We start from the raw sequence: 23949 nt of genomic DNA on the forward strand, positions 1-23949 counted from the left end.
ACTGGCAAGGCTGGTCCAGCTGTTCCCGTCGTGCGCGACGTCGTGGGGAACGACTGCCTGCACTGGCGATGCCGCGCTCAAGACGCTAATCGGCGCCCATGACAAAGCGCCGCACCGTCGCCCTGATCGTCGCAGCCGGGTCCGGCACCCGCGCTGGCGGCACCCTCCCCAAGCAATTCGCGACCGTCGCAGGAAGGCCGATGCTCATGCACGCGGTTACCGCAATGTCCGCGCACCCAGCGATCGACGCCGTGACGGTCGTCGTTGCCGAAGGTCAGCTGGGCCATGCAAAGGCAGTATTGGCAGCAGGAGGCGTTACGGACGCGACGGTGATCGTCGGGGGCAGTACCCGCCGGGATTCGGTCCTGAGGGGAATCGCTGCCCTGTCCGACTTGGACCATGTTCTCGTTCATGATGCCGCCCGGCCGTTTCTTCCTGCCGGGGTCATCAGCGCGGTGGTGGCAGCGCTAGCGAACAGCGACGCTGCGGTGCCTGTGCTGCTGGTAGCGGATACGCTGGCGCGCGGCGCGACGACGCTGACCGGTCGCATTCTCGGCGAAGTCGTTCCGCGTGAGGCCGTGTACCGGGTCCAGACGCCGCAGGGCTTCCGGATCGCTAAGCTGCGCGCCGCGCACGCGGCCTGGCCGGCCGATGAAGATGCCAGCGACGATGCCCAGATGGTGCGACGGGTTGGCGGCAGCGTCGCGTTGGTGCAGGGCGATGCGATGCTCGACAAAGTGACTCACCCCGACGATTTTGCCGCCGCCGAAGCGCGCGCGCCCTATGAAAGCCGAACCGCGATGGGCTTTGACGTCCATCGGCTGGAAACGGGCGAGGAATTATGGCTCGGCGGCATCCGGATCCCGCACGACAAGGGGCTTTCCGGCCATAGCGATGCCGATGTCGCGCTGCATGCGCTGACCGACGCGCTGCTCGGAACGATCGCCGCGGGTGATATCGGCACGCATTTCCCCCCGAGCGATCCACAGTGGAAAGGTGCCGACTCCGCGCAGTTCCTGCAGCATGCCGCGAAGCTGATCGTCGCCAAGGGCGGTCGGATCGATTTCGTCGACCTGACCATCTTGTGCGAGATGCCCAAGATCGGGCCGCACCGGTCGGCGATGACGACCAGGATCGCCGACCTGCTCGACCTCACCACGGACCGGGTCAGCGTGAAGGCGACGACGACCGAGCGACTTGGCTTCACGGGACGGGGCGAGGGCATTGCCGCGCAGGCGGTCGCGACGATCAGCCTCCCCTCGAATCGCGGCCGTGTCGGCGCATGAGGTTTGCTGCCGCACTGACGCTCGCCGCGGTCGTCGCAACGCCGGTATCGGCACAGTCCCCGTGCATCTCCGGCCCCGAGGCGGAGGCGATGACGCTCGTCGCGCTGCCCGACATCATCCGTGAAACGGGCCGAGTCTGCGCGGCAAGGCTTCCCGCGACCAGCCTCGTGCGCAACCAGTCCAGTACACTGATCGCGCGCTATCAAATCGAAGCGGATCGCGCCTGGCCATCCGCCCGGGCCGCGATCGTCAAGCTTAGCGACCCCGCCGTCGATGCGCTTCTCCAGTCGGACTATGCCCGGCCATTGCTGACGAGCCTGCTCGTCCCGCAGATTGTCGGACGCATCGCGGCGCGCGACTGTGGGACGATCGATCGGCTCGTGACGCTGCTCCAGCCGCTGCCGCCGCGGAACACAGCCGGAATCGTCGTCGAGACGCTGCGCTATTTGAAGGCTGACAAGGCACGCCGCGGGGATCGATCGACGCCCGACCTCCCGCTCTGCACCGCGACGGAGAGCCGCTGATGGATACCCTTCTCCCTCCCCAGCTGATCGACGCGGCACGCAAGGTCATCGAGGCAAATCGCGCCCTCGGACGACGCGTCGCGGTTGCCGAAAGCTGCACCGGCGGCCTTGTCGCTGCCGCGCTGACGGAAATTCCAGGCAGTTCCGACGTGTTCGAAATCGGGTTCGTGACCTATTCGAACGAGGCCAAGCTGAAACTGCTCAAGATCAGCTCAGACGTGCTTGAGACCTTCGGTGCGGTGTCGATCGCCGTCGCGTGGAGCATGGCACAGGGCGCACTCGAGCAGTCGGGCGCGGATGTTGCCGTCGCGATCACCGGCATCGCCGGGCCCGGCGGTGGATCGGCGAAGAAGCCGGTCGGGACGGTGGTCTTCGCCCGTGCCGAGAAGGGCGGCGATCGCAGCGATGTCGACGCAGATCGCAAGGATTTCGGCGATCTCGGCCGCGGCGGTATCCGCCTTCAGGCTGCGCTGTGCGCGCTCGAACTCTTGCTGCCGGTCGAGGATGTCGCACCGTAAAGCTCGGCCGCGCGCGTCTCGAACGCGCCGATCATCTTGCGCAGTGCGGCACCGAAGACCTGACCCGCGATCAGCTCGAACATCCGGTTCTTGAAGGCAAAGTCGACGGTGAAGTCGACCGCGCATCCCTGCTCCTCAGGGCGGAAACGCCATTCGTTGCGAAGATATTTGAGCGGACCGTCGACATAGTCGACTAAGATCTCGGTCGGTCGAGTCTTTTGCACACGGGACGTGAACGTCTCGCGCAAGCCCTTGAAGCCGACGATCATGTCCGCGAGAGTCTCCGTCTCACTGTTCGAACGGACGCGCATCGCACTGACCCATGGCAGAAACTCGGCGTAGCGGCCGACATCGGCGACCAGATCAAACATCTGTTCGGGTGTATAGGGAAGATGGCGTGTTTCGGAATGCTTGGGCATCAGATCCGTGCGACCCCGAGCTTGGCATCACGCGCCGCCCGAAGCTGCGCGAAATCGTCCCCCGCATGGTAGCTCGACCGCGTCAGTGGCGACGATGCGACAAGCATGAACCCCTTGGCCCGGGCGATCGACGCATAGGCATCGAACGCCTTCGGCGTGACGAACTCGGCCACCTTGGCATGGCGTGGCGTCGGCTGAAGATACTGGCCCATCGTCAGGAAATCGATGTCCGCGCAGCGCATGTCGTCCATCACCTGATGAATCTCGAGGCGCTCTTCGCCCAGGCCGAGCATGACGCCCGACTTGGTGAAGATCGACGGGTCGTGGCGTTTCACGCTCTCGAGCAGGCGCAACGAGGCATAATAGCGCGCGCCAGGCCGGATCGTCGGGTACAGGCGGGGGACTGTCTCGAGGTTGTGGTTGTAGACGTCGGGCCGCGCCTCGACGATCGATTCGATCGCGGCCTGCGCCTTGTTGCGGAAATCGGGCGTCAGGATTTCGATCGTCGTAGTGGGATTCGACGCGCGGATTGCCTGGATGACCTTCACGAATTGCGAAGCGCCGCCATCGGGAAGGTCGTCGCGGTCGACCGAGGTGATGACGATGTGGTTCAGCCCCATCTGCGCGGCGGCATCGGCAACGTTCTGCGGTTCCATCCGGTCGACCGCACGGGGCATACCGGTCTTCACGTTGCAGAAGGCGCAGGCACGGGTGCAGGTATCGCCGAGGATCATGACCGTTGCATGCTTCTTGGACCAGCATTCGCCGATATTCGGGCATGCGGCCTCTTCACAGACCGTCGTCAGGCTTTTCGAGCGCATCAGTTCGCGGGTCTTGGCGAAGCCGGCGGATGTCGGGGCCTTGACGCGGATCCAGTCGGGCTTTCGAGCGCGCGGCGCGGCGAGCGGGGTCATCTCGTTCATGGCAGGCAGATAGCGATCCCGGCTATGCGAAACAACACACATGCGGTTCTTCGCCCGATATCACCGGTATCCTGCCAAGCCGGTAACAACGCCCCCGCGATGGGGCAGATGGCAGCCCGGGCGTGCCTGCTACATCGTACCGCACCGACCAGGTCAGCGGAACCGTTCCAGATCCGTTGCAGCCGATACCGCGACGGCATATCGCTCGGACAGATACCGTTCGAACCGTTGATGCGCATCGCACGTAAGCTGGAACGCCGCGCCCCCCGCTCGCCCGTCGCCGGCCGCCTCGAACTCGATCAGCCCCTGAACCTCGAGTGCGCGAATCCAGCGGGTCAGCGTGGCGTGTCCGACCCCGAGCATCGGTTCGAGGTCGGTCGGCGTCAGGAGGACGCCCTCGGCCTCGCTGACATAGGCCGCAAGCAGGATGTCCCAGGCGCTGTCGGCAAATAACGACGGGCAGAATATTGCCCCGCGCGCGCGCCGGGCATCCAGCGTCAGCTGTGCCGTCTTCAACAAGGCTTCGGGTTTGACCTCGCCGGACCCAAGCATGGTTTCCTCGAAGATCATCGTCACGCAGACCTCGGTCCCTGGCGGCGCGATCGATAAATGGCCCTGCACCCAGAGATGCGACGAGTCGGTTCTGACCAGCCTTTTGGTCGTGCTGATCGGGGATCCGGTATGCACCACGCGACGCATCAGTCGCCGGCAGCGCTCGCGGTCGGCAGGCGCGGTGAAATCGAGCATGTTGCTGCCAAGCAAAATGGCGGCTGTCGCATTGAGCGTGCGGCAGAACGTCGCGTCCACCTCGACAATCGCCCCTGAGGTGTCGACACCTATTCGACCGCGTTCCGTCATGACCTACGCCCACTGAATGGCCGTCCGCTACTCGGACACGCCCATTATCTTATGGTAAGCCTAACCATCATCGGAAGCTGTTCACGCTAACATAAGTTGTTCGGAAGGCGTTAGAATTTCGACCAAAATGGATATAGCTGCAGAGGACTGCGACCAAAAGCGGGGTTGCGCCTTGCGAAGATTAGAGCTTAAGGGCCCTTTTCGCGACCTTGAGGACGGCGGGATCAAGCGGCGGGGGCACCATCGCGACTCCGCCCTCCAGGCGGTCCGCGACGACGGTCAGCGCAGCGATCCGTGCCGCCTTCTTGTCGTTCCCGTCGATGACGATCCACGGTGCTGCCGCGGTGTCGGTGCGTGCGAACATCTCATGCATCGCGGCGAGATAGTCCTCGCGTCGCGACCGGTTGTGATAGTCGTCGAGACCGGTCTTCCAATGCTTCCAGGGATCGCGCAGCCGCGCCTCCAGCCGCCGGTCCTGTTCCGCTTGGGTGATATGGACGAAGATCTTGATCAGCGTCGTGTCGTTCTCGATCAGTCCCGCTTCGAAGGCATTGATCGCGTCATAGCCGCGCTCCCATTCGCGGCGCGTGGCGAATTCCTCGACCCGCTCGACCAGTACCCTGCCGTACCAGCTCCGGTCGAAGACGGCGATATTCCCATCGGCCGGCAAGCGCTTCCAGAAGCGCCAGAGAAAGTGATGTGCCTTCTCGTCGGCGCTCGGGGCAGCGATCGGCCAGACGCGGTAGGTACGGGGATCCCACTCGGCCGACAACCGCTGGATGATACCGCCCTTCCCCGCCGCATCCCACCCTTCGAACATCACCACAGCGGGGCGCTTGTTGACGATATGCGCGACCTGGATGTGCTCAAGCCTCTTCTGGAGCTTTGCCAAGTCGTGCTTGTATTTGCCGTCATAGGCGTCGCCGGCTTCATAATGGGCAAGATCGATGGTCATAAGCAAACTCCAGAAGATCAGGCGGCCACCAGGGGCGGGACGGAAAGGACCGAGACGGCCGAGCCGCCTCGGCGTCAGCCAGCGGCGGGCGTCACCGTCTTGGCCGGGTCTTTCGGCCCATCGACGGTGAGCTTGATGTTGAGCTCCTTCAGCTGGCGCGGGCTGACCGGGCTCGGTGCGCCCATCATCAGATCCTCGGCCTTCTGGTTCATCGGGAACAGCACGACCTCGCGGATGTTCGGCTCGCCCGCGAGCAGCATGACCATCCGGTCGATGCCAGGTGCCGAGCCGCCATGCGGCGGTGCGCCGACCTTGAACGCGTTGATCATGCCGGCAAAGTTCGTGTCGACATCGGCCTGCGTATAGCCGGCGATCTCGAACGCCTTGTACATGATCTCAGGCCGGTGGTTCCGGATCGCGCCCGACGACAGTTCCACGCCGTTGCAGACGATGTCGTACTGATACGCCAGGATATCGAGCGGATCCTTGTTCTCCAGCGCGTCCATCTCGCCCTGCGGCATCGAGAACGGGTTGTGGCTGAAGTCGACCTTCTTGGCGTCCTCGTCATATTCGAACATCGGGAAGTCGACGATCCAGCAGAACTCGAACCGGTTCTCGTCGATCAGGCCGAGATCCGCGCCGATGCGCGCGCGGGCTGCGCCGGCGAGCTTGGCAGCGGGGAGTTCCTTGCCGGCGGCGAAGAAGATGCCGTCGTTCGGGCCGAGGCCCATCTCCGCGATCAGCTTGCGCGTCGCTTCCTCGCCGTGGTTCTTGGCGATCGGACCGCCCAGCTCACCGTTCTTCTGCGTGATGTAGCCGAGCCCAGCATGCCCTTCGGCGCGGGCCCAGTCGTTCATGTCGGTGAAGAACTTGCGGCTCTTCTCGGCGGTGTTTGGTGCGGGGATCGCGCGCACCACGTCACCGCCGGCGACGATGCCCGCGAACAGGCCGAAGCCCGAGTCGACGAAGTGGTGGCCGACGTCGTGAATTAGGATCGGGTTGCGCAGATCAGGCTTGTCGCTGCCGTATTTCAGCATCGATTCGCGGTAGGGAATGCGCTTGAACGGCAGGGCGGAGACCTGGCGTCCCTTGCCCTGCCAATCGGCGAACTCTTCGAACACGCCGTGCAGGACGGGCTCGATCGCGTTGAACACGTCGTCCTGCGTGACGAAGCTCATCTCGAAATCGAGCTGGTAGAATTCGCCCGGCGAACGATCGGCGCGTGCGTCCTCGTCGCGGAAGCAGGGGGCGATCTGGAAATAGCGGTCGAAGCCCGCGACCATCAGCAGCTGCTTGAACATTTGCGGTGCCTGCGGCAGCGCGTAGAACTTGCCCGGATGCACGCGGCTCGGCACCAGATAGTCGCGCGCGCCCTCTGGCGACGACGCGGTCAGGATCGGCGTCTGGAATTCGGTGAAACCCTGATCGTTCATGCGGTTGCGCAGTGAGGTGATGACCTTCGAACGCAGCATGATGTTTGCGTGAAGCCGCTCGCGCCGCAGGTCGAGATAGCGATAGCGCAGGCGGATATCCTCGGGATACTCGGCCTCGCCGGCGACCGGCATCGGCAGCTCGCCTGCCATCGACTGGACGGTCGCGGCCGTCGCGCGGACCTCGATTCCGCCGGTCGGCAGGTTCGGGTTCACCGCTTCGGGCGCGCGTGCGGTCACGTTGCCGGTGATCGTGACGACGCTCTCGCTCTTCAGGCCCTCGATGACCTTGAAGACGGGGCCGGACACGTCGGTGACGATCTGCGTGATGCCGTAATGATCGCGCAGATCGATGAAGACCAGGTCACCATGATCGCGCTTCTTGTGGACCCAGCCCGAGACGCGGACCTCCTCGCCGACCTGTTCGGGGCGGAGGGCGGCGCAGTTATGGGTGCGATAGGCGTGCATGATGGGTCTTCTCGGACGATAAACAGGTGTCTCGCGCTTCCCTTCCTCACCCGCCTTTGTCAACCCGGACTACCCTCGCTATGGAAACGCCATGCATATCCACCCGCTTATCTCCGACAGTGCCACGCTCGCCAATCTGTGCGCGCGCATGGCTGACGCCGACTATGTGTGCGTCGACACCGAATTCATGCGCGAAAGCACCTATTACCCGGAGCTGTGCCTGATCCAGATCGCCGACGACAAGGAAGCTGCCGCGATCGACCCGATGGCCCCGGGCATCGACCTGAAGCCGCTGCTCGACCTTCTCGTCGAGAATCACGACGTGCTGAAAGTCGTCCATGCCGGCGGACAGGATATCGAGATCGTCTATAACCTCACGGGCAAGACGCCCTTCCCGCTGTTCGACACGCAGGTCGCGGCGATGGCGCTCGGCCAGGGCGAACAGATTGGCTATTCAAACTTAGTCGACAGCTGGCTCGGGATCGCCGTCGACAAGGGTGCGCGTTTTACTGACTGGGCGCGGCGCCCGCTGGATGCACGCCAGATCGAATATGCGATCGGCGACGTCACGCATCTGTCGAAGATCTTCCCCAAGATGCTCGAGCGGCTGCGCAAGACCGGGCGCGGCGTGTGGCTCGACCAGGAGATGGAGCGGCTCGGCGACATCGCCAATTATGCGAACGATCCCGATCTGGCGTGGAAGCGCGTGCGGATCTCGGGCCGCAAGCCCGAGGTGCTCGGACGGCTTAAGGCGCTGGCGCGGTGGCGCGAGCTCGAGGCGCAGGCGAAGGATCTGCCGCGCGGGCGGATCGTCAAGGACGAGACGCTCGGCGACATGGCGGGGCATCCGCCGCGGAAACAGTCCGACCTTGCCCGCGTCCGGGGCCTTTCCGCCACCTGGGCTGGCAACGATATCGGGGCGCGGCTGATGCTCGCGATCGAGCAGGCACAGCCGCTCGGCGACGATGAGCTGCCGCCCCGCGACGATCGCAAGCCGGGCCTTGGCAAGGAGGGCTCGCTGGTCGCGGATCTGCTCAAGCTCCTTCTCAAAATCCGCTCGCGAGATATTGATGTAGCGTCGAAACTTCTTGCGAGGACCGACGAACTCGAGGCGCTGGCCGCGGGCGTGCGGACGGGCTTGCCGATGCTAGAGGGGTGGCGGTTCGACCAGTTCGGCCGCGACGCGCTGGATCTGGTCGAAGGCCGACTGGCCTTCGCGGTGATCAACGGAAAGTTGAAAATGACCCGTACGGAGGACGCGGCATGAAGCGGGCGCTGCTTGCGGTCGTGCTTGCTTCAGCGGGGTGCATGCCAGTCGAGATGCGCGACCGCACGCCCGGTGCCGCGACGCCAACCCCGCCCGGTGCCGCGACGCCAACCCCGCCCGGTGCCACGTGCAAGATTGAAGCCCTGGGCGATCTGATCGGCAAGCGCGCAAGCGATGCACGCGCGGATGTGATGCTGCCCCGATCGGGCGCGCGGACGCTGCGGTGGATTGCGCCGAACGACGCGGTGACGATGGACTTTCGGACCGATCGCCTGAATGTCTATGTCGACGGCGCGAGCAGGATCGAGCGTTTCACCTGCGCCTGAGCCTGACCCCGCGTTCGTCTCCGGTCAGGCGATCGCGAGCACAGGTTTCCGGCCGATCGCCGCGGCAAGCGCCGCGTGTCGCCGCTCAACGGCTTCCCCGTAGAGTCCCCGATCTGCGGGTAGCAGCGTAAGCGTCAGCGATACGCCATCATCGGTGATGCGCGAGCGAATGAGCGGTCCGGCAAGCCCGCCGCTCATTCGCTGCCCGAGACGCATCGCAAGTCCCCAGGCCGTTGCGCTCTGGATCTCTGCGGGTGTCGCCAGGCGCTCCACGGGATCCGCGGCGGCCAGGTCACCGCCAAGGCTGGTATACAGGGCTTGGGCGAGCATACCGCGACCCGGTGCGTCGATCGCGACCCAATTGCCGTGTAGCGCGACCTCGACCCCGCGCTCGGCCCGAAATTCCGGATTGGCGCGCCAACCTACATCGGCGAGGAGGCAGGCGGTGTGGCGCAAGCGCGCCACCGCCGGGGGCTCGGTAACGAACAACGGCGCGATCCAGCGATCGAGCAGATCACCATGTTCGGGAAAGCGGCCGAGCAGTCGCCCCTCCTCGCGGGCGGCTTCGATCAGGGGGTCGAGGGCCCGCGCCGCCGGCTTAAGGTCGCCGTAGAGCAGCCCTTCACGAAGGCCATAGGCGGAGACGATCGTCGTCTTGCTGCCGAGCTGGCGCATGAGAATGCCGAGCAACGCGGCGGCATCGCCGAGCGTCGCGATCCGCCCGGACGACAGGCCCGGAATGGCTTTTAGGCGTGGCTTGGACAATTGCGGGATGGTGCGGCTGAGCCGCGTCACGGTCGCCGCGGTCATCGGATATTGATGGATGATCGGCAGCGGATAGTCGGACAACTCCATATCGAGCCGCGCCAGCGCGCGCCATGATCCGCCGACAAGATACAGTGGCAGCCCCTGCCCGCGTGCGGCCCAGCCGGCGTCGCGCACGAGCCGCGCAACATGGCGCTCTAGCACTTTGCCGCGTTTCGCCCGCATCGGTCCGATACGCAGCACGCCGAGCGGGAACGAGACGCTGTCCTCAATCTTGCCACGGCGGACGCGTACGAGTTCGAGGCTGCCGCCGCCGAGATCGCCGACGATGCCATCCGCCTCAGGGATCGCAGACAGCACGCCATAGCCAGCAGCGCTCGCCTCCTGTCCGCCCGACAACGTCTCGACCTTGAGCCCCAACTCCTCTGCCGCGGCGATGAGGTCACCACCGTTCCGGGCATCGCGAACCGCTGCCGTCGCGACCGTCCGCAGCGTCGAACACTCCATCTCGCGCGCGACCGCGGCAAACCGCGCGAGTGCTACCTTAGCGGTCTTGAGTGCTGACTTTTCGATCGTGCCCGTCGCCGCCAATCCGCGGCCGAGGCCCGCCAGCACCTTCTCGTTGAACCGGATCGCCGGCAGTCTGGGCGGTCCCTGATAGACGACGAGCCGGATCGAGTTCGATCCAATGTCGATGATCCCGGTGCGCGGATGGTCGTCGACCTCAACCTTTGGCGTCGCGGTGCCGAACAGGAGGTTGGTAACGCTCATCGCTGTCGACGGAGCGAAAGCGTCGGCACGGTCGCGCTCGTGGCAAGCGATGCACCACGGCCGGAAAGAGACGGATTGGTCATGAAATACCGATGCAGGTTGAACGGACGATCGCCGGGATCGACGCGCGAATAATCGCCGTCGGGTCCTAGCTCCCAGCTTTGCTCGTTGTCGATGAGATTGGCGACCATCACCTGGTCGAGGATCTGGTCGTGCACCGTCGGGTTGAGGATCGGCAGCATATATTCGACGCGCCGATCGAAATTACGCGGCATCCAGTCGGCGGACGAGATGAACAGCTTCGCTCCGTCGTTCGGCAAAGCCTTCCCGTTTCCGAAAGCCCAGATCCGGCTGTGTTCGAGAAACCGGCCGATCACCGATTTGACGCGGATCGTTTCGGACAGGCCGGGCACACCCGGTCGGAGACAGCAGATGCCGCGGATGATGAGGTCGATTTCGACCCCTGCCCCGCTCGCCTCGTACAGCTTTTCGATCACCGCAGGGTCGACCAGCGAGTTCATCTTCGCCCAGACCCCTGCCGGTCGCCCCGCGCGCGCATTGGCGATCTCAACGTCGATCAGGGTCATCAGATTCCTCCGGAGGTCCCGCGGGCTCAGGCTGACACGGGCCATGTCCGTCGGTTCGACATAGCCAGTGATGTAGTTGAACATCTGCGCGGCATCGCGTCCGACCGCCGCGTCGGCGGTAAAGAAGCTGAGGTCAGTGTAGATCTTGGCTGTGACGGGGTGATAATTGCCGGTACCGAAATGGCAGTAGGTCCGGAACGCCTGCCCCTCTCGGCGGACGACCAGGGAGACCTTTGCATGGGTCTTCCAGTCGATAAATCCATAGACGACCTGCACCCCTGCGCGTTCCAGCGCGGAGGCCCAGACCATGTTCTGCTCCTCGTCGAACCGTGCTTTGAGTTCGACCACCGCGGTGACAGACTTTCCGGCCTCGGCGGCCGTGATCAGCGCGTTGATGACGGCCGGCTGCTTGCCGGCGCGGTAGAGCGTCTGCTTGATGGCCACCACGTCGGGATCGTTTGCCGCCTGCTTCAGGAAAGCGAGCACCACCTCGAACGTTTCATAGGGGTGGTGGACGACGATGTCCTTGGCCTTGATCGCTGCGAAACAGTCACCGCCAAATTCACGGATCCGCTCCGGAAAGCGCGGCGTGAAGGGCGGGAATTTCAAATCGGGGCGATCCTCCTCGACCAGTCCGTCGAGATCGACGATGCCCAGCAGATTGCCGCTTTCGGTGATGATCGCCTCGGCACCGCCCAGTTCATCCTTGAGCACGGCTGCCAGCACGTCCGGTATCCCGGTTTCCAGCTCGAGCCGGATTACCCGGCCCCGGCGGCGGCGTTTGATCGCGTTGGCAAAGTAACGGACAAGGTCCTCCGCCTCCTCCTCGATCTCCATGTCACTGTCGCGCAGGACGCGGAAGCTCGCGGCGGCAAGAACCTCATAGCCAGGGAACAGTACGGGCGCGAACCGCTTGAGCAGCGTCTCGATCGCGACGTAGCGCGCGGGCTCGCCAGGCAACCGCACGAAGCGCGTCATGGTGTGCGGCAACATGACCAGTTCGCGGACTGGTTCGTTGTCTGACCGACGGACGAGGTCGAAGATTACCGACAGGCCCCGGTTCGGGATGAATGGGAACGGATGGGCGGGGTCGAGCGCCTGCGGGGTCAGGATCGGAAAGATCTGCTCGCGGAAATGTGTTTCGAGCCAGTCATCGGCTTCGCCCTCTACGGCATCGCGGCGCAGGACAAACAGCCCCGCCTCGTCGAGCAGCAGACGAAGATCACCCCAGACCGCCTGCTGGCTCTCCATCAGCGCGTCCGCTTCGCGGATGATCGCGGTCAGCTGCTGCCCGGCGGTCAAGCCGTCGGCCGAGCGACGATCGACGTCCTGCGTCTGCTGACCCTTCAGTCCGGCGACACGCACCATGAAGAACTCGTCGAGATTGGATCCCGAAATAGAGAGAAATCTAAGCCGTTCGAGCAACGGATGCGCCGGATTGCACGCCTCCTCGATCACGCGCCGATTGAACGCGAGCCAGGAAAGCTCACGGTTGAAAAATCGGTCGTTCGGCTGAGCGCCGATGGGATCGTCGTCGTCTTCCGCTTGGCGGACGATATGCGCTGGACGGTTCATCGATCCTCTGGGGTCTTAAGGTGACGTAAAAAGCGGCAGATCAAGGGCAAGTTGCGGTCGTAGGATCAGGCCAGCCTCGGTCAGCGTGGTGCGTGCAAGATTAATGGACAAGCGCTTGCGGCGTTCCATGGTTTCCTGATCCAGCGCATCGACGGTTCGCGTGACGGTAATATGACTACGCTCGATTCGCGACGCGAGCCAGTCGATGAGATCGGGCCGTGCATCGACGTTGCGGCGCTCGAACAGATGCGCAAGCAACAGGCGCATGAGCTCGTCGTCGGGTGCACCGATCGCCGCGATCGGGCTCGCAGCAAGGCGCGATCGCAGGTCGGGAAGCTTGACCTTCCATTCGGGCGGCGCCGCGTCAGCGACAATGAGTAAAGGTTTTTGCTCTTCCTGGGCCTGGTTCCAGGCGTGGAAAAGCTGTGTCTCGGGTACGCGTTCTGCGTCGTCGATGATCGTCCCGCCACTCTTGGCCGCGAAGATCCGCGCGAGCAGGCTGCGGCCCGACTTTCGCGGACCGGTCAGGATGGCGGTCATCACCGGCCAGGTCGCCCAATGCTCCAGCGTCTGCGCCGCACGGACATTTGAAGGGGTTACGAGGAAGGCGTCGTCACGGGGATCCGCCGGCCAACCGAGCGGCAGCGCAATTTGAGTCATTCGATCCGCGCTCACCCTGTCGTCGCATTGTCCGCGGGCAGGTCCGGCGGAAGAAGTTGTGCGGTCCGGCGGATCCGGATGGTCTGGCCCGAGCCGAACACCTGATAGCCGCGCGCTTCGAGCGCCGCCTTGAGCGCTGCCGGATCGCCATCATAGGCGACACGCATCAGCGACACGCCGCCGAGTGCGAGGCTGGTGGTCGCGGCCGACCGGACGCCGGGAATCGCCCGCAGCGCCGCCTCCGTCGAGGTAACCGCCGCCGCTGCGGGCGTATCGAACTGAACGGTTATCGACAGGCCGGTGCCACCCGTCAGGACGGCCGTATTGGCATCGGCCGTTTCGTCGACGGGGGCGGTTTCGCTCGCAATCGGATCGGGCGCGGGTGGCGGCGAAAGACTGTAATCAACCCGCAGCGTGCCGTTCCGCCGCGCCTGCTGGTACAGGTCGTCGATCCGCTTGACGCCGGTGTCCATAAGCTGCGGCAGCCCGTCAGGGGTACCGACACGCAGCGTGAAACGGCCGATCAGCGCATTGTCGGGGCCATGACGTGCTTCGAACACTCCGATGACCGGACCACCCGGCCATTGGCGATAGAGCGTGACGACCGGAACGAGAATGTCGCTGGCGCCATATTGATCGATGATCGTCCGCCACCATCCGCGGCCGGGCCGCTGCGTCTGACCGACGTTCAACAGTAGCGCGTCGGGACCCGACCCCGACGGGCGGACATAGTCGATGCTGCTGTTGCCCGTCCGGTAGCGTGCCCAGGCCTGCTGCCATTCCGTCCGCTGTTCGAAGACCTGTCCAACGCCACCCGACCATTGGACGGGTATCACAAGCATGGGTTGCGAACGATCCGCATAACTCGAGATGCCCAGCAGCGATCCCGCCCGGGTACGATCGAACAGGACGCCGAGCTTGGCGACATAACGCTGCGGCCCGATCTGTTCGTTCTCGACGACGATACCCGAAACCAGCGAATCGAGCGTGCCGTCGGACACCAGCGCGCCGCCCCCGCCCAGCCGATTCGACAATTGCACCCAGGCCTTGCGCTGCGCCAGTCGCCAGCCGCCATAGCGGGCAGCATCGGCGGACGGGCCCGCGACGTCGACAATGACGCCGCTGACCTCGTACGCACTCCCGCTATCGACGGGCGCTGCGCCGCGGCTGCCGCCCTCGATCTGTGCGAGCACGGCCCCGCCGCCAAGCAGCAGCGCGGCGCCGGCAAGCGCGGTGGGAAGGGCACGGATACGCATCACGCGGGCCTTTTGGCGAAGCAGACGTGGAAATCCAAGCGCGATGTGGCTAGCAGCACCGATCATGACCGATACGCCAGACTCCGCCACGCCCTATACCTACGCTCAAGCGGGGGTCTCGATCGCCGCCGGCAACGCGCTGGTGCGCGCGATTGCACCGCTTGCCCGCTCGACGCGACGCCCCGGCGCCGATGCCGATCTCGGCGGCTTTGGTGGCCTGTTCGACCTGAAGGCGGCGGGCTTCGTCGACCCTTTGCTGGTCGCGGCGAACGATGGTGTGGGCACCAAGCTGAAGCTGGCGATCGAATGGAACCGACATGACGGCGTCGGCATCGATCTCGTCGCGATGTGCGTCAACGACCTGATCGTCCAGGGCGCCGAGCCGCTGTTTTTCCTGGATTATTATGCCAGCGGCAAACTCGACGCTGAAGTTGCAGAGCGCGTCGTCGCGTCGATCGCCGAGGGTTGCAAGACGGCCGGCTGTGCGCTGATCGGCGGCGAAACCGCGGAGATGCCGGGCATGTACGCGGACGGCGACTATGATCTTGCCGGCTTCTGCGTCGGCGCGGTCGAGCGGACCAACATGCTGACCGGCCGCGATATCGCGGCAGGCGACGTCATGCTCGGGCTGGCGTCGTCAGGGGTGCATTCGAACGGCTTTTCGCTCGTCCGCCGGCTCGCCAGCGACCGCGGGTGGAAACTCGACCGGCCGGCGCTGTTCGATCAGGACAAGCTGCTGATCGACCATCTGATGGCGCCGACTCGGATCTACGTCGCCGGCCTCCTGCCACTTCTGCGTGAGCGCCGCATCAAGGGCCTCGCGCATATCACGGGCGGTGGCTTGCTCGAAAACATTCCACGGGTTCTGCCGCAAGGCGTTCATGCGATCGTCGATGCAGATGCCTGGGAGCAGTCCCGGCTCATGGCCTTCCTTCAGGCGCAGGGTGCTATCGAACCCGAGGAGATGGCACGGACCTTCAATTGCGGCGTCGGCATGGTCGCTATCGTCGACGCTAACGATGTGACAATGATCACCGCTGCGCTGGAAGCCGCGGGCGAGACGGTATTCCCGATCGGGCGGATCGAGGCGGGGACACATGGCTGCACCGTGCGCGGTTCGGCGGGCACGTGGAGCGCGCGCGCCGACTGGACCGCGACTCATGGCTGACAGAATGCGCGTCGGCGTGCTCCTATCGGGGCGCGGATCGAACATGATCGCGCTAATTGAGGCGTCGCGCGCTGCGAACTGCCCTTATGAGGTGGTGCTCGTCGCGTCCGACAAGCCGGAGGCGGCCGGCATCGCATGGGCAAAGGCCGAGGGGATAGCGACGTTTGCGCTGTCTCCCCGCGGGCTGGGCAAACCGGCTTATGAGGCGGCGATCGATCGGGCGCTCCGGGACGCCGCGGTCGAGGTCATCGCGCTGGCCGGCTATATGCGGCTGCTCTCCGACGAATTCGTCGCCGCATGGCGCGATCGGATCGTCAATATCCATCCCTCGTTGCTCCCCAAATACAAGGGGCTCGACACGCATGCTAGGGCGATCGCGGCGGGCGATGCCACGGGAGGATGCTCGGTCCATCTGGTTACCGAGGAACTCGATGGCGGCGTCGTGCTGGGTCAGGCCGAAGTCCCGATTCTGCCAGGCGACGACGCCGACGCGCTGGCAGATCGCGTGCTGGCCGCGGAACATGCGCTATACCCCAAGACGCTTGCCGAGTTCGTGAAACGATGAACGCCCTGCCGAAAACAGACATCTGATGAGCCGCGAAACACCGACCGAACGGCGTGAAGCCGCCGAAACGCGCCGCCGCTGGGTAACGCTGGCAGAGGTCCTTGCGGTCGCCGGTGTGCTCATCGCGGCACTCACGCTCTGGAGCAACTGGTCCGAACGCAACGCGGACAAGGCCGAGAAGGCGAGCGCGCGTGCCAGCGAACAGCGCGAAAGCCGACGCTTCGAAATTCGTGCCGTCGCGGCGGAGGATGGCGATTCGCTGATGTTGCTGCGCGACGACAAGCACGACATCCAGACGGCGACGATCGCGTTCCCCTCGGCGCTGAGCGTCGAGCGCAAGGATGCCCTGACGGATCAGATCCAGCGTGACTGGTTCAAAAAGGCCTTGCTGAAAGCCACCGATGGGGGCGAGGACGATCAGACCGGGCGGCTGCCGGTCCTCATTGCGGTCACCTATACCGATGGCGACGTCTCGGGCTCGGCAAGCGGGATCTACGACGTGATCTGGCGTACGGAAGCCGGCATGTTCTCGTTTGGCCGGTCACTGAAACTGGAAGGCCTGAAGCTCAGGCAACGTGGTGGCGATCAGGCAAAGCTGGACGCGTTATGGACACGCCAACAACGCTAGCGAGCCACGCTGCCCCTGAGACCGTCAAATTTCGCGGGCGTAGACCGGATCGGTGTACGGTGTCGTCCCGATCCTGAAGGGCCGAGTGCCGATCACGGAGAAATGCTGGCGTTCGTAAAATGCGCGGGCGCGGGCGTTCAAGCCCCACACACCCAATAACACACGGGCGTAATCGCGCTCGGCCGCGTCAGCGAGCGCCCGGTCCATCAACGCGGCGCCGAGACCTAATCCGTGCGCCTGCTTCATGAGATAGATGCGGCGCAGTTCGATATCGCGAGGGCCGGTGTCGATAGGAAATGCAGGCTTCGTGAGTACGGAATAGCCGATCGGGGCATGGCCCGGCTCATATTCGGCGAGCGTCACGATCGTTGCCGGATCGTCGAGCCATGCCTCGAAGACCGCGACGCTGTTGTTCCGGGTACAATGATCGACGATGTCGACCCCCGCAAAGGCTGTTGCGTAGGCGTCGAGAAACGAGGCGGCTCCGACGAGCGAGAGGGCGGGCGCATCGCCAACCGTCGCGCGTCGCAGCCGCCAGAGCATCAGCCGACGATTTCTTCGGGCTTGAAGAAATAGGCGATCTCGATCTCGGCATTCTCGTCCGAATCCGAACCATGAACGCTATTCGCTTCGATCGACTCGGCGAGTTCCTTGCGTATCGTGCCGGGCTCGGCGTTCGCCGGGTTGGTCGCACCCATGATGTCGCGGTTGCGCTGCATCGCGTTCTCGCCCTCGAGAACCTGGACGACGACGGGGCCCGAGATCATGAACGACACGAGCTCACCAAAGAAGGGACGCTCCTTGTGCACCGCGTAGAAGCCTTCGGCCTGCTCGCGGGTCATCTGGATGCGCTTCGACGCGACGACGCGCAGGCCGGCTTCCTCGAGCATCTTGGTGACCGCACCGGTCAGGTTGCGGCGGGTGGCATCGGGCTTGATGATCGAAAAGGTACGGTTCGCGGCCATGATGGTCACGGGCTCCTGTGTTGGCGGGAATTGGATGCGCGGCGCTTAGGCGCGGATCGGCCCCAAGGCAACGCCTATGCCGTCCAATTTCAGGCAGCCTGTTCCCAGCGGCCGGCATCGTTCTGTTTCCAGTACCGACGCTCGACACCGTCACGATTACCCAGCGCCTTCCAAGCCAGCCGCGCCTCGCGAATCGCCTCTTCGTCAAAAACATGAAAAACTCGCTCGAAATCGAGCGCCGCGTCCCGCCAGCGACCATCGACGATCGCGACGTTGCGCGCGGCGTTGGCCGTCGTCACGTCGCTGGCAATAAGGATGGGCTGTGCCGCGTCGTCACCTGCGCCGATATGCGCATGCGGCAGGAAGCTCTCCGGCGCATAGGACCAGAGGAGCCGATCGAGCGCGACACGCTGCGCCTCGGGTTCGGCGACGATCAACAGGCGACCGCCGGTCTGCACGACGCGCTCGGCGATCCGCGGCAGGACACGGTCGAGCGGGCTGGTCAGGTGGTAGAAATCGACCTGCATTGTGTTGCTCCCCCGAAATCAGACTGCCACCCAAGTGCACCCCGTCATCCCGACCTCTGCCGGGATGACGGTATAGGTGCCGTTCAGCCTTCGAAATTGTCGGCAACGAACCGGTCGAGCAGGCGCACACCATATCCGGTCGCGCCCTTGTCGTGGTGGGTTCCCGGCTTGTCGGACCAAACCATGCCGGCGATGTCGAGATGCGCCCATTTCACGCCTTCGTCGACGAAGCGCTTTATGAACTGCGCCGCAGTGATCGACCCTGCGCCGCGCGGGCCGACATTCTTCATGTCCGCGATCGGGGAGTCGATCAGCTTGTCATAGGCGGGCGACAGCGGGAAGCGCCACAGCGTGTCGCCGCTGGCCGTACCAGCCGCAAGCAACTGGTCCGCCAGCGCGTCGTCATTGGCGAAGATGCCGCCATTCTCGGTGCCAAGCGCGACGATCATCGCACCCGTCAGCGTCGCGAGATCGACGATCGTCGCAGGCTGATGCATCTTCTGCACCCAGGTTACGCAGTCGCAAAGCACCAGCCGTCCTTCGGCATCGGTGTTCAGGACTTCGATCGTCTGGCCCGACATCGACGTGATGACGTCACTAGGCCGCAGCGCCGCGCCATCGGGCATGTTCTCGACCAGCCCCATCACGCCGACCACATTGGCCTTGGCCTTGCGCGCCGCCAGCGCCTTCATGGCGCCGGCGACGGCCCCTGCCCCGCCCATGTCCCACTTCATGTCTTCCATGCCCGCGCCCGGCTTGATGGAGATACCACCCGAGTCGAACGTCACGCCCTTGCCGACAAGGGCAAGCGTCGGGACGTCGGAAGCGGCTCCGTTCCACTTCAGCGCCAGCAGGCGGGCCTCGCGGCGCGAGCCCTGGCTGACGCTCAGCAGCGAACCCATGCCGAGTTCCGCCATCTGCGCTTCGTCGAGGACGGTGATTTCGAGCCCCAGCCCTTCGACGTCCTTCGTCACCTTCTCGACAAAGCTCTCGGGGTAGACAATGTTCGGCGGCGACGTGACGAGCCACCGCGTCAGGTCCATGCCACCACTCACCGCGGCCTGCTCGGCCCATGCCGCGTCGGTGCCTTCGGGCGCACCGGCGATCGTGAATGTCGTCAAGCTGGGCTTCGACGTCTCGGCAAGCTTGGTGCGATACGTGTCGTAACGCCATGCGCGCTGCAGGGCCGCTGCGGCGAACCGGGCGGCAGCCGCAGCACTCGGGGGCGTCGAGGCGGCACCCAGGTCGATCGTCACCGCGGTGGCGCCCGACGTCAGCAGGCGCGCGGTGACCGCACCGCCCGCTTTCCCCCAATCCGCATCGCCGCCTGCGCCGACGCCAACGAACAGGACTTGGCGAACAGCGTCCGCGACCGGCACGAAGACCTCAATGATCGCCCCCGCTTCGCCGGTGAAGCGGGCAGCGGCCGCCGCCTGCATTGCGACCGCCTCGACGCCGTCACCGATCGCGGTCCATCGCGTCGTGGACAATGCGTCCTTGGCAACGGGCACGGCGAGAATGGCCGCATCGGGCTTGGCGACGGGGGTGAAATCGATCTGCATGGGGACCTCGAAGAACATTGAATAGACTGGGCTAGATGCCCCTAAGCTGATGCTGCGAGGCCGGCAAAGCAAGGTCGCGGCCGATCAAGCCTGTGGATAGCCGTGATCCGACGCACGGCGATTGCAGCAACGCGCGGACGATGCGATAGGCGGCGCGGTATGGCGGCGACCGGCCGCAGTTCCAAAAGGGGTTGGTTCGGATCGTGTTGCGTATCGACCTTATGGCGGGTTGCGCCCTGTCGCTCGCCTTGCTCGCATCGGGACTGCTGCCAGCGTCCGCGCGCGCGCAGGATCTCCAGGCGCGTCCGGCAGCGCCGCCCCTACCGGAAACGCCGACATCGTCGACCCCAACGGATCCGGATCAGGTGCAGTTCAGCGCCAGCGGTCTTGAATATGACACTGACGCCGACATCGTCACGGCAACTGGCGAGGTCCGCATGTTCCGCCAGGGCGATCGGCTGCGCGCCGACAAGGTGGTGTGGAACCGCAAGACGGGCAAGGTTCTTGCGACAGGTAATATCGCGGTCACCAACCCCCAGGGCGACATTGCCTATGGCGACTCGATCGAGCTGACCGACTCGCTGAAAGACGGCGTCGTCGACAACATGCTCGTCGTTCTCGAACAGGGCGGCAGGCTGGCCGCCAAGCAGGGGACGCGCGAGGCCGATGGCACGGTCGAACTGCGCAGTGCCGCGTATACGCCTTGCGCCGTCGTCAACTCGGCCGGTTGCCCCAAGGAGCCAACGTGGAAGATAACCGCGGTCAGCGTCACCTATCAACCCAATCGCAAGCGGATCTATTACGCCGGCGCGCGCCTGCACCTGTTCGGACTTCCCAGCCTGCCGCTACCCAAATTCTCGAATCCCGTCGGCGGGGGCAGCGACAGCGGGCTGCTATCGCCCAATGGCGGCTATAGCCGGGTCAACGGTTTCGAAGTCAGCATTCCCTATTATTTGAAGCTTGCGCCCAACCAGGGCTTGGTCGTCACGCCGCATCTCTACACCAGCGTCCTGCCGATGCTCCAGGCAGACTATTCCGCGCTGAGCACCAGGGGCGCGTTCAGCCTGCGCGCCTATGCGACCGAAAGCCGCCGGAGCGACGATCTGACCACGGCAAATTCAGCGGACACCAGCATGGCGTTCCGCGGCTATCTTGACGGCATGGCACGCTATCAGCTGACGCCCAACTGGAGTGTCAGCGGCTCGCTCCGCCTGACGACCGACCGGACGTTCCTGCGGCGCTACGACATCTCGCGCGACGACCGGTTGCGCAGCACGGCCAGCCTCGAGCGGATCGACGACAGCAGCTATTTCGCGCTGACCGGCTGGTACGTCCAAACGCTGCGCGTCAATGACAGCCAGGGTCAGCAGCCGATCGCGCTTCCCGAGATCGACTATCGCAAGCGCTTCGACGATGGACTGGTCGGGGGCCGCGTCCAGCTCCAGCTCAACACGCTCGCGCTGACACGCACCGACGGGCAGGACACGCAGCGCGCGTTCGCCAGCGCGCAATGGGATCTTCGGCGCCTGACGAACTGGGGTCAGGAAGTCACCTTCACGGCATTCGCCCGCGCCGACGCCTATAACACGAACAACACGGACGCGACCTCGATCGTCAGTTATCGCGGACTCGAAGGGTTTCACAAGCGGGCGATTGGCGCAGCGGCCGTCGACGTGAAATGGCCGTTCATCGGCACGTTCCTCGGCGGCACGCAGCGGTTCACGCCGCGTGTCCAGCTCGTCGCCGCACCGAGCATTGCCAACACGCGCATTCCCAACGAGGATTCGCGCGCCGTCGACCTCGACGATACCAACCTGTTCGCACTGAACCGCTTTGCTGGGTATGACCGGTTCGAGGATTCCTCGCGCGCCACCTATGGCGGCGAATGGGCGCTCGACCTTCCGGGGATCGCCTTCACGACGAATATCGGACAGAGCTATCGCCTGGGTACGCGGCCGACGATCCTGCCCGACGGTACCGGGCTCAGCGACCGGTTCTCCGATATTGTAGGCCGCAGCGAATTGCGATTCCGCGACTTTGTCTCGGTGGTGCACCGCTACCGGCTCGACAAGGACAGCCTGGCGATCCGCCGCAACGAAGTCGACGCCACGATCGGGTCGCGCGCAACCTATGTCCTCGTCGGCTATCTCAAGCTGAACCGCAACATCGACGCCGCGATCGAGGATTTGCGCGACCGCGAGGAGATCCGCGTCGCCGGCCGTGTCCAGTTTGCCCGGTTCTGGTCCGCCTTTGGATCGGGGGTCGTCGATTTGACAAACAAGTCGGAAGATCCGCTGTCCGTCAGCGACGGTTTCAGCCCGATCCGCCACCGTGTCGGCGTTCAGTACGAAGATGATTGCCTGCGGCTTGGCGCGACGTGGCGGCGGACGTACAACGATACCGGTGATGCGCGGAAGGGGAACAGTTTCCTGCTGACGCTGGCCTTCACCAATCTTGGCCGCTAAGCCCGCATTCAGCTAAGCCAGGGTAGGCCGCGCGGCACGTGCGATGATACGCGATGATGGGATACCGACACCTTGAAGCATGATGTTCGACTGACGGCGCGTGGTGGCCGCGTAATCGGCGCTGTGGTCCTTGCCGCACTGACCGCAAGCGCCATTGCCCAGACCGCGCCAACGCCCGCGCCCGCTGGAGGATCCGGCCAGACCGTGTCCGATCAGAGCGTGCCCGACAATACCGGGCTGAATCTGCCGACCAACCTTCAGATCTTCGGCAAGGTTGATCCGAACGTCCGCAAGCCGACGGCGATCGTCAACGACTCCGTGATCACCGGCACCGACGTCGATCAGCGCGTTGCGTTGATCGCGATGGCCAATGAGGGCGCCAAGCTCTCCCCCGAAGACCGCGACCGGTTGAAGCTCCAGGTCCTACGGCAGCTGATCGACGAGACGCTGCAGATCCAGGAGGCAAAGACCGCCGACATCACGATCACGCCCGCCGAACTGACGCAGAGCTATGACGCGGTGTCGAAGCGGTTCAACCGGACCCCTGCCACCATGGCGGCCTATCTGCGGCAGACCGGCTCGTCGGATCGCTCGCTCAAGCGTCAGATCGAAGGCGAACTGGCCTGGCAACGCTATCTGCGGCGGCGTGTCGAGCCCTTCGTCAACGTCGGTGACGAGGAGGTCAAAGGCATCATCGACCGCCTCGAGGCGGCCAAGGGTACGGACGAGTTCAACCTGAAGGAAATCTATCTCGCCGGGAATGCGACGAACGGGCAACAGGTCTATGCCAATGCCCGCCAGTTGATCCAGGAAATCCAGAAGGGCACGCAGCCGTTCGAAACCTATGCGCGGCAATTCTCTGAGGCGTCAACCCGCGCGGTCGGCGGCGATCTCGGCTGGGTTCGTGCATCGACGCTGCCGCCGGAGCTCGCCCAGGCGACGCAGTCGATGCAGGTCGGCCAGGTCGCCGGTCCGATCGAGGTGTCGGGCGGCTATTCCATTCTGTACCTGACCGACAAGCGCCAGGTGCTGACCGCCGACCCACGCGACGCGCGGCTCAGCCTGAAGCAGCTGACGTTGCGCTTCCCCCCTAATACCTCGCAGGCGCAGGCCGCAGCCCGTGCCGAGGCGTTTGCAAGAGCTACAAAGGATCTGCGTGGGTGTGGCACCGTCGAAAAGGTCGCCGCGGGCATCGGCGCCGACGTTGTCGACAATGACACGGTCCGGATCCGCGATCTCCCGCCGCAGCTTCAGGAAGTGATGCTCAAGTTGCAGGTCGGCGAATCGAGCCCGCCATTCGGGTCAGCCGAACAGGGCGTACGTGCCCTCGTCCTGTGCGGACGCGACGATCCGCAGTCAGGCAATCTGCCAAGTTCGGAACAGATCCAGGGACAGCTCGAGCAACAGCGCGTCAATCTGCGCGCCCAGCAGAAGCTGCGCGATCTGCGTCGTGACGCCGTCGTCGAATATCGCTGATCCTG

At 64.7% G+C, this 23949-nt stretch carries 23 protein-coding genes; 10 read left to right on the forward strand and 13 right to left on the reverse strand.

Features of this window, described 5'->3' with window-relative positions; genetic code table 11:
• Nucleotides 1-98 precede the first annotated feature (98 nt).
• From ASE89_RS09510 to ASE89_RS09520, 3 genes are read left to right on the forward strand one after another with little or no spacing between them, the layout of a single operon-like run.
• The gene (locus ASE89_RS09510) at nucleotides 99-1286 is read left to right on the forward strand and encodes a bifunctional 2-C-methyl-D-erythritol 4-phosphate cytidylyltransferase/2-C-methyl-D-erythritol 2,4-cyclodiphosphate synthase (RefSeq protein ID WP_056676691.1); all 1188 of its coding nucleotides are present in this window, start codon (nucleotides 99-101) and stop codon (nucleotides 1284-1286) included.
• The gene (locus ASE89_RS09515; RefSeq protein WP_056676694.1) at nucleotides 1283-1810 is read left to right on the forward strand and encodes a hypothetical protein; all 528 of its coding nucleotides are present in this window, start codon (nucleotides 1283-1285) and stop codon (nucleotides 1808-1810) included. The genes ASE89_RS09510 and ASE89_RS09515 overlap by 4 nt, the downstream gene beginning before the upstream one ends.
• The gene (locus tag ASE89_RS09520) at nucleotides 1810-2328 is read left to right on the forward strand and encodes a CinA family protein (protein WP_031439016.1); all 519 of its coding nucleotides are present in this window, start codon (nucleotides 1810-1812) and stop codon (nucleotides 2326-2328) included. The genes ASE89_RS09515 and ASE89_RS09520 overlap by 1 nt, the downstream gene beginning before the upstream one ends.
• Here the strand turns inward: ASE89_RS09520 and ASE89_RS09525 are convergent.
• The 5 genes from ASE89_RS09525 to aspS all read right to left on the reverse strand — a co-directional run bounded on the left by ASE89_RS09525 (nucleotide 2271) and on the right by aspS (nucleotide 7381).
• On the reverse strand, nucleotides 2271-2747 hold the full coding sequence (locus ASE89_RS09525) for a type II toxin-antitoxin system RatA family toxin (protein WP_031393376.1): 477 nt from the start codon (nucleotides 2745-2747) through the stop codon (nucleotides 2271-2273). The genes ASE89_RS09520 and ASE89_RS09525 overlap by 58 nt on opposite strands.
• The gene (gene lipA, locus ASE89_RS09530; protein ID WP_031393377.1) at nucleotides 2747-3670 is read right to left on the reverse strand and encodes a lipoyl synthase; all 924 of its coding nucleotides are present in this window, start codon (nucleotides 3668-3670) and stop codon (nucleotides 2747-2749) included. The genes ASE89_RS09525 and lipA overlap by 1 nt, the downstream gene beginning before the upstream one ends.
• 153 nt (nucleotides 3671-3823) lie before the next feature.
• The gene (locus ASE89_RS09535) at nucleotides 3824-4528 is read right to left on the reverse strand and encodes a PAS domain-containing protein (RefSeq protein ID WP_082451374.1); all 705 of its coding nucleotides are present in this window, start codon (nucleotides 4526-4528) and stop codon (nucleotides 3824-3826) included.
• Nucleotides 4529-4709: 181 nt separating this feature from the next.
• Nucleotides 4710-5483: a polyphosphate kinase 2 family protein gene (locus ASE89_RS09540; RefSeq protein WP_056676700.1), complete on the reverse strand. Its 774-nt coding sequence runs from the start codon at nucleotides 5481-5483 to the stop codon at nucleotides 4710-4712.
• A gap of 74 nt (nucleotides 5484-5557) precedes the next feature.
• Complete coding sequence (aspS, locus tag ASE89_RS09545) at nucleotides 5558-7381, reverse strand: aspartate--tRNA ligase (RefSeq protein ID WP_192003314.1); 1824 nt, start codon at nucleotides 7379-7381, stop codon at nucleotides 5558-5560.
• A 91-nt stretch (nucleotides 7382-7472) separates the two neighbouring features.
• Between aspS and rnd the strand changes: the two genes are divergently transcribed.
• Nucleotides 7473-8648: a ribonuclease D gene (gene rnd / locus ASE89_RS09550; RefSeq protein ID WP_056676703.1), complete on the forward strand. Its 1176-nt coding sequence runs from the start codon at nucleotides 7473-7475 to the stop codon at nucleotides 8646-8648.
• Nucleotides 8645-8974, forward strand: a complete 330-nt coding sequence (locus ASE89_RS09555) for an I78 family peptidase inhibitor (RefSeq protein WP_056676706.1) — start codon at nucleotides 8645-8647, stop codon at nucleotides 8972-8974. Before rnd ends, ASE89_RS09555 begins: the two co-directional genes overlap by 4 nt.
• Before the next feature lie 24 nt (nucleotides 8975-8998).
• On the opposite strand, the gene ASE89_RS09560 is transcribed toward ASE89_RS09555, so the two are convergent.
• Genes ASE89_RS09560 through ASE89_RS09575 form a run of 4 tightly spaced genes read right to left on the reverse strand, consistent with a single transcriptional unit; the run spans nucleotide 8999 to nucleotide 14588 of the window.
• Entirely contained in the window at nucleotides 8999-10510 is a 1512-nt protein-coding gene (locus tag ASE89_RS09560; RefSeq protein WP_056676709.1) for a Ppx/GppA family phosphatase, read from the reverse strand.
• Nucleotides 10507-12672, reverse strand: a complete 2166-nt coding sequence (locus tag ASE89_RS09565) for an RNA degradosome polyphosphate kinase (RefSeq protein WP_056676712.1) — start codon at nucleotides 12670-12672, stop codon at nucleotides 10507-10509. The genes ASE89_RS09560 and ASE89_RS09565 overlap by 4 nt, the downstream gene beginning before the upstream one ends.
• A gap of 15 nt (nucleotides 12673-12687) precedes the next feature.
• Complete coding sequence (locus ASE89_RS09570; protein ID WP_056676715.1) at nucleotides 12688-13332, reverse strand: DnaA ATPase domain-containing protein; 645 nt, start codon at nucleotides 13330-13332, stop codon at nucleotides 12688-12690.
• Nucleotides 13333-13343: 11 nt separating this feature from the next.
• Nucleotides 13344-14588 carry a heavy-metal-associated domain-containing protein gene (locus tag ASE89_RS09575; RefSeq protein WP_056676721.1) on the reverse strand — a complete coding sequence of 415 codons (1245 nt, stop codon included), beginning with the start codon at nucleotides 14586-14588 and terminating at the stop codon, nucleotides 13344-13346.
• A 64-nt stretch (nucleotides 14589-14652) separates the two neighbouring features.
• Here ASE89_RS09575 and purM point away from each other — a divergent pair, with 64 nt between their 5' ends.
• Genes purM through ASE89_RS09590 form a run of 3 tightly spaced genes read left to right on the forward strand, consistent with a single transcriptional unit; the run spans nucleotide 14653 to nucleotide 16949 of the window.
• Nucleotides 14653-15756, forward strand: a complete 1104-nt coding sequence (gene purM, locus ASE89_RS09580; RefSeq protein WP_031393387.1) for a phosphoribosylformylglycinamidine cyclo-ligase — start codon at nucleotides 14653-14655, stop codon at nucleotides 15754-15756.
• Nucleotides 15749-16321, forward strand: a complete 573-nt coding sequence (gene purN, locus ASE89_RS09585) for a phosphoribosylglycinamide formyltransferase (RefSeq protein ID WP_056676723.1) — start codon at nucleotides 15749-15751, stop codon at nucleotides 16319-16321. The genes purM and purN overlap by 8 nt, the downstream gene beginning before the upstream one ends.
• Before the next feature lie 25 nt (nucleotides 16322-16346).
• Nucleotides 16347-16949, forward strand: a complete 603-nt coding sequence (locus ASE89_RS09590; protein ID WP_056676728.1) for a hypothetical protein — start codon at nucleotides 16347-16349, stop codon at nucleotides 16947-16949.
• A 24-nt stretch (nucleotides 16950-16973) separates the two neighbouring features.
• Here the strand turns inward: ASE89_RS09590 and ASE89_RS09595 are convergent, their stop codons facing one another.
• The 4 genes from ASE89_RS09595 to ASE89_RS09610 all read right to left on the reverse strand — a co-directional run bounded on the left by ASE89_RS09595 (nucleotide 16974) and on the right by ASE89_RS09610 (nucleotide 20003).
• Nucleotides 16974-17492, reverse strand: a complete 519-nt coding sequence (locus ASE89_RS09595; protein WP_056676730.1) for a GNAT family N-acetyltransferase — start codon at nucleotides 17490-17492, stop codon at nucleotides 16974-16976.
• On the reverse strand, nucleotides 17492-17914 hold the full coding sequence (gene ndk, locus ASE89_RS09600; protein ID WP_031393391.1) for a nucleoside-diphosphate kinase: 423 nt from the start codon (nucleotides 17912-17914) through the stop codon (nucleotides 17492-17494). The genes ASE89_RS09595 and ndk overlap by 1 nt, the downstream gene beginning before the upstream one ends.
• An 89-nt stretch (nucleotides 17915-18003) precedes the next feature.
• Nucleotides 18004-18441, reverse strand: a complete 438-nt coding sequence (locus ASE89_RS09605) for a DNA polymerase III subunit chi (RefSeq protein WP_056676734.1) — start codon at nucleotides 18439-18441, stop codon at nucleotides 18004-18006.
• A gap of 83 nt (nucleotides 18442-18524) precedes the next feature.
• Nucleotides 18525-20003, reverse strand: coding sequence for a leucyl aminopeptidase (locus tag ASE89_RS09610; protein ID WP_056677265.1), 1479 nt, complete (start codon nucleotides 20001-20003; stop codon nucleotides 18525-18527).
• 221 nt (nucleotides 20004-20224) lie between these two features.
• Between ASE89_RS09610 and ASE89_RS09615 the strand changes: the two genes are divergently transcribed.
• Nucleotides 20225-22468 carry an LPS-assembly protein LptD gene (locus ASE89_RS09615; RefSeq protein ID WP_192003343.1) on the forward strand — a complete coding sequence of 748 codons (2244 nt, stop codon included), beginning with the start codon at nucleotides 20225-20227 and terminating at the stop codon, nucleotides 22466-22468.
• Between the two features lie 72 nt (nucleotides 22469-22540).
• Nucleotides 22541-23944 (forward strand): peptidylprolyl isomerase, encoded by a 1404-nt coding sequence (locus ASE89_RS09620; RefSeq protein WP_082451375.1) that lies wholly within the window; start codon nucleotides 22541-22543, stop codon nucleotides 23942-23944.
• Nucleotides 23945-23949 lie beyond the last annotated feature (5 nt).

It is taken from the genome of Sphingomonas sp. Leaf30 (assembly GCF_001422525.1).
Lineage (GTDB): Bacteria > Pseudomonadota > Alphaproteobacteria > Sphingomonadales > Sphingomonadaceae > Sphingomonas > Sphingomonas aerolata.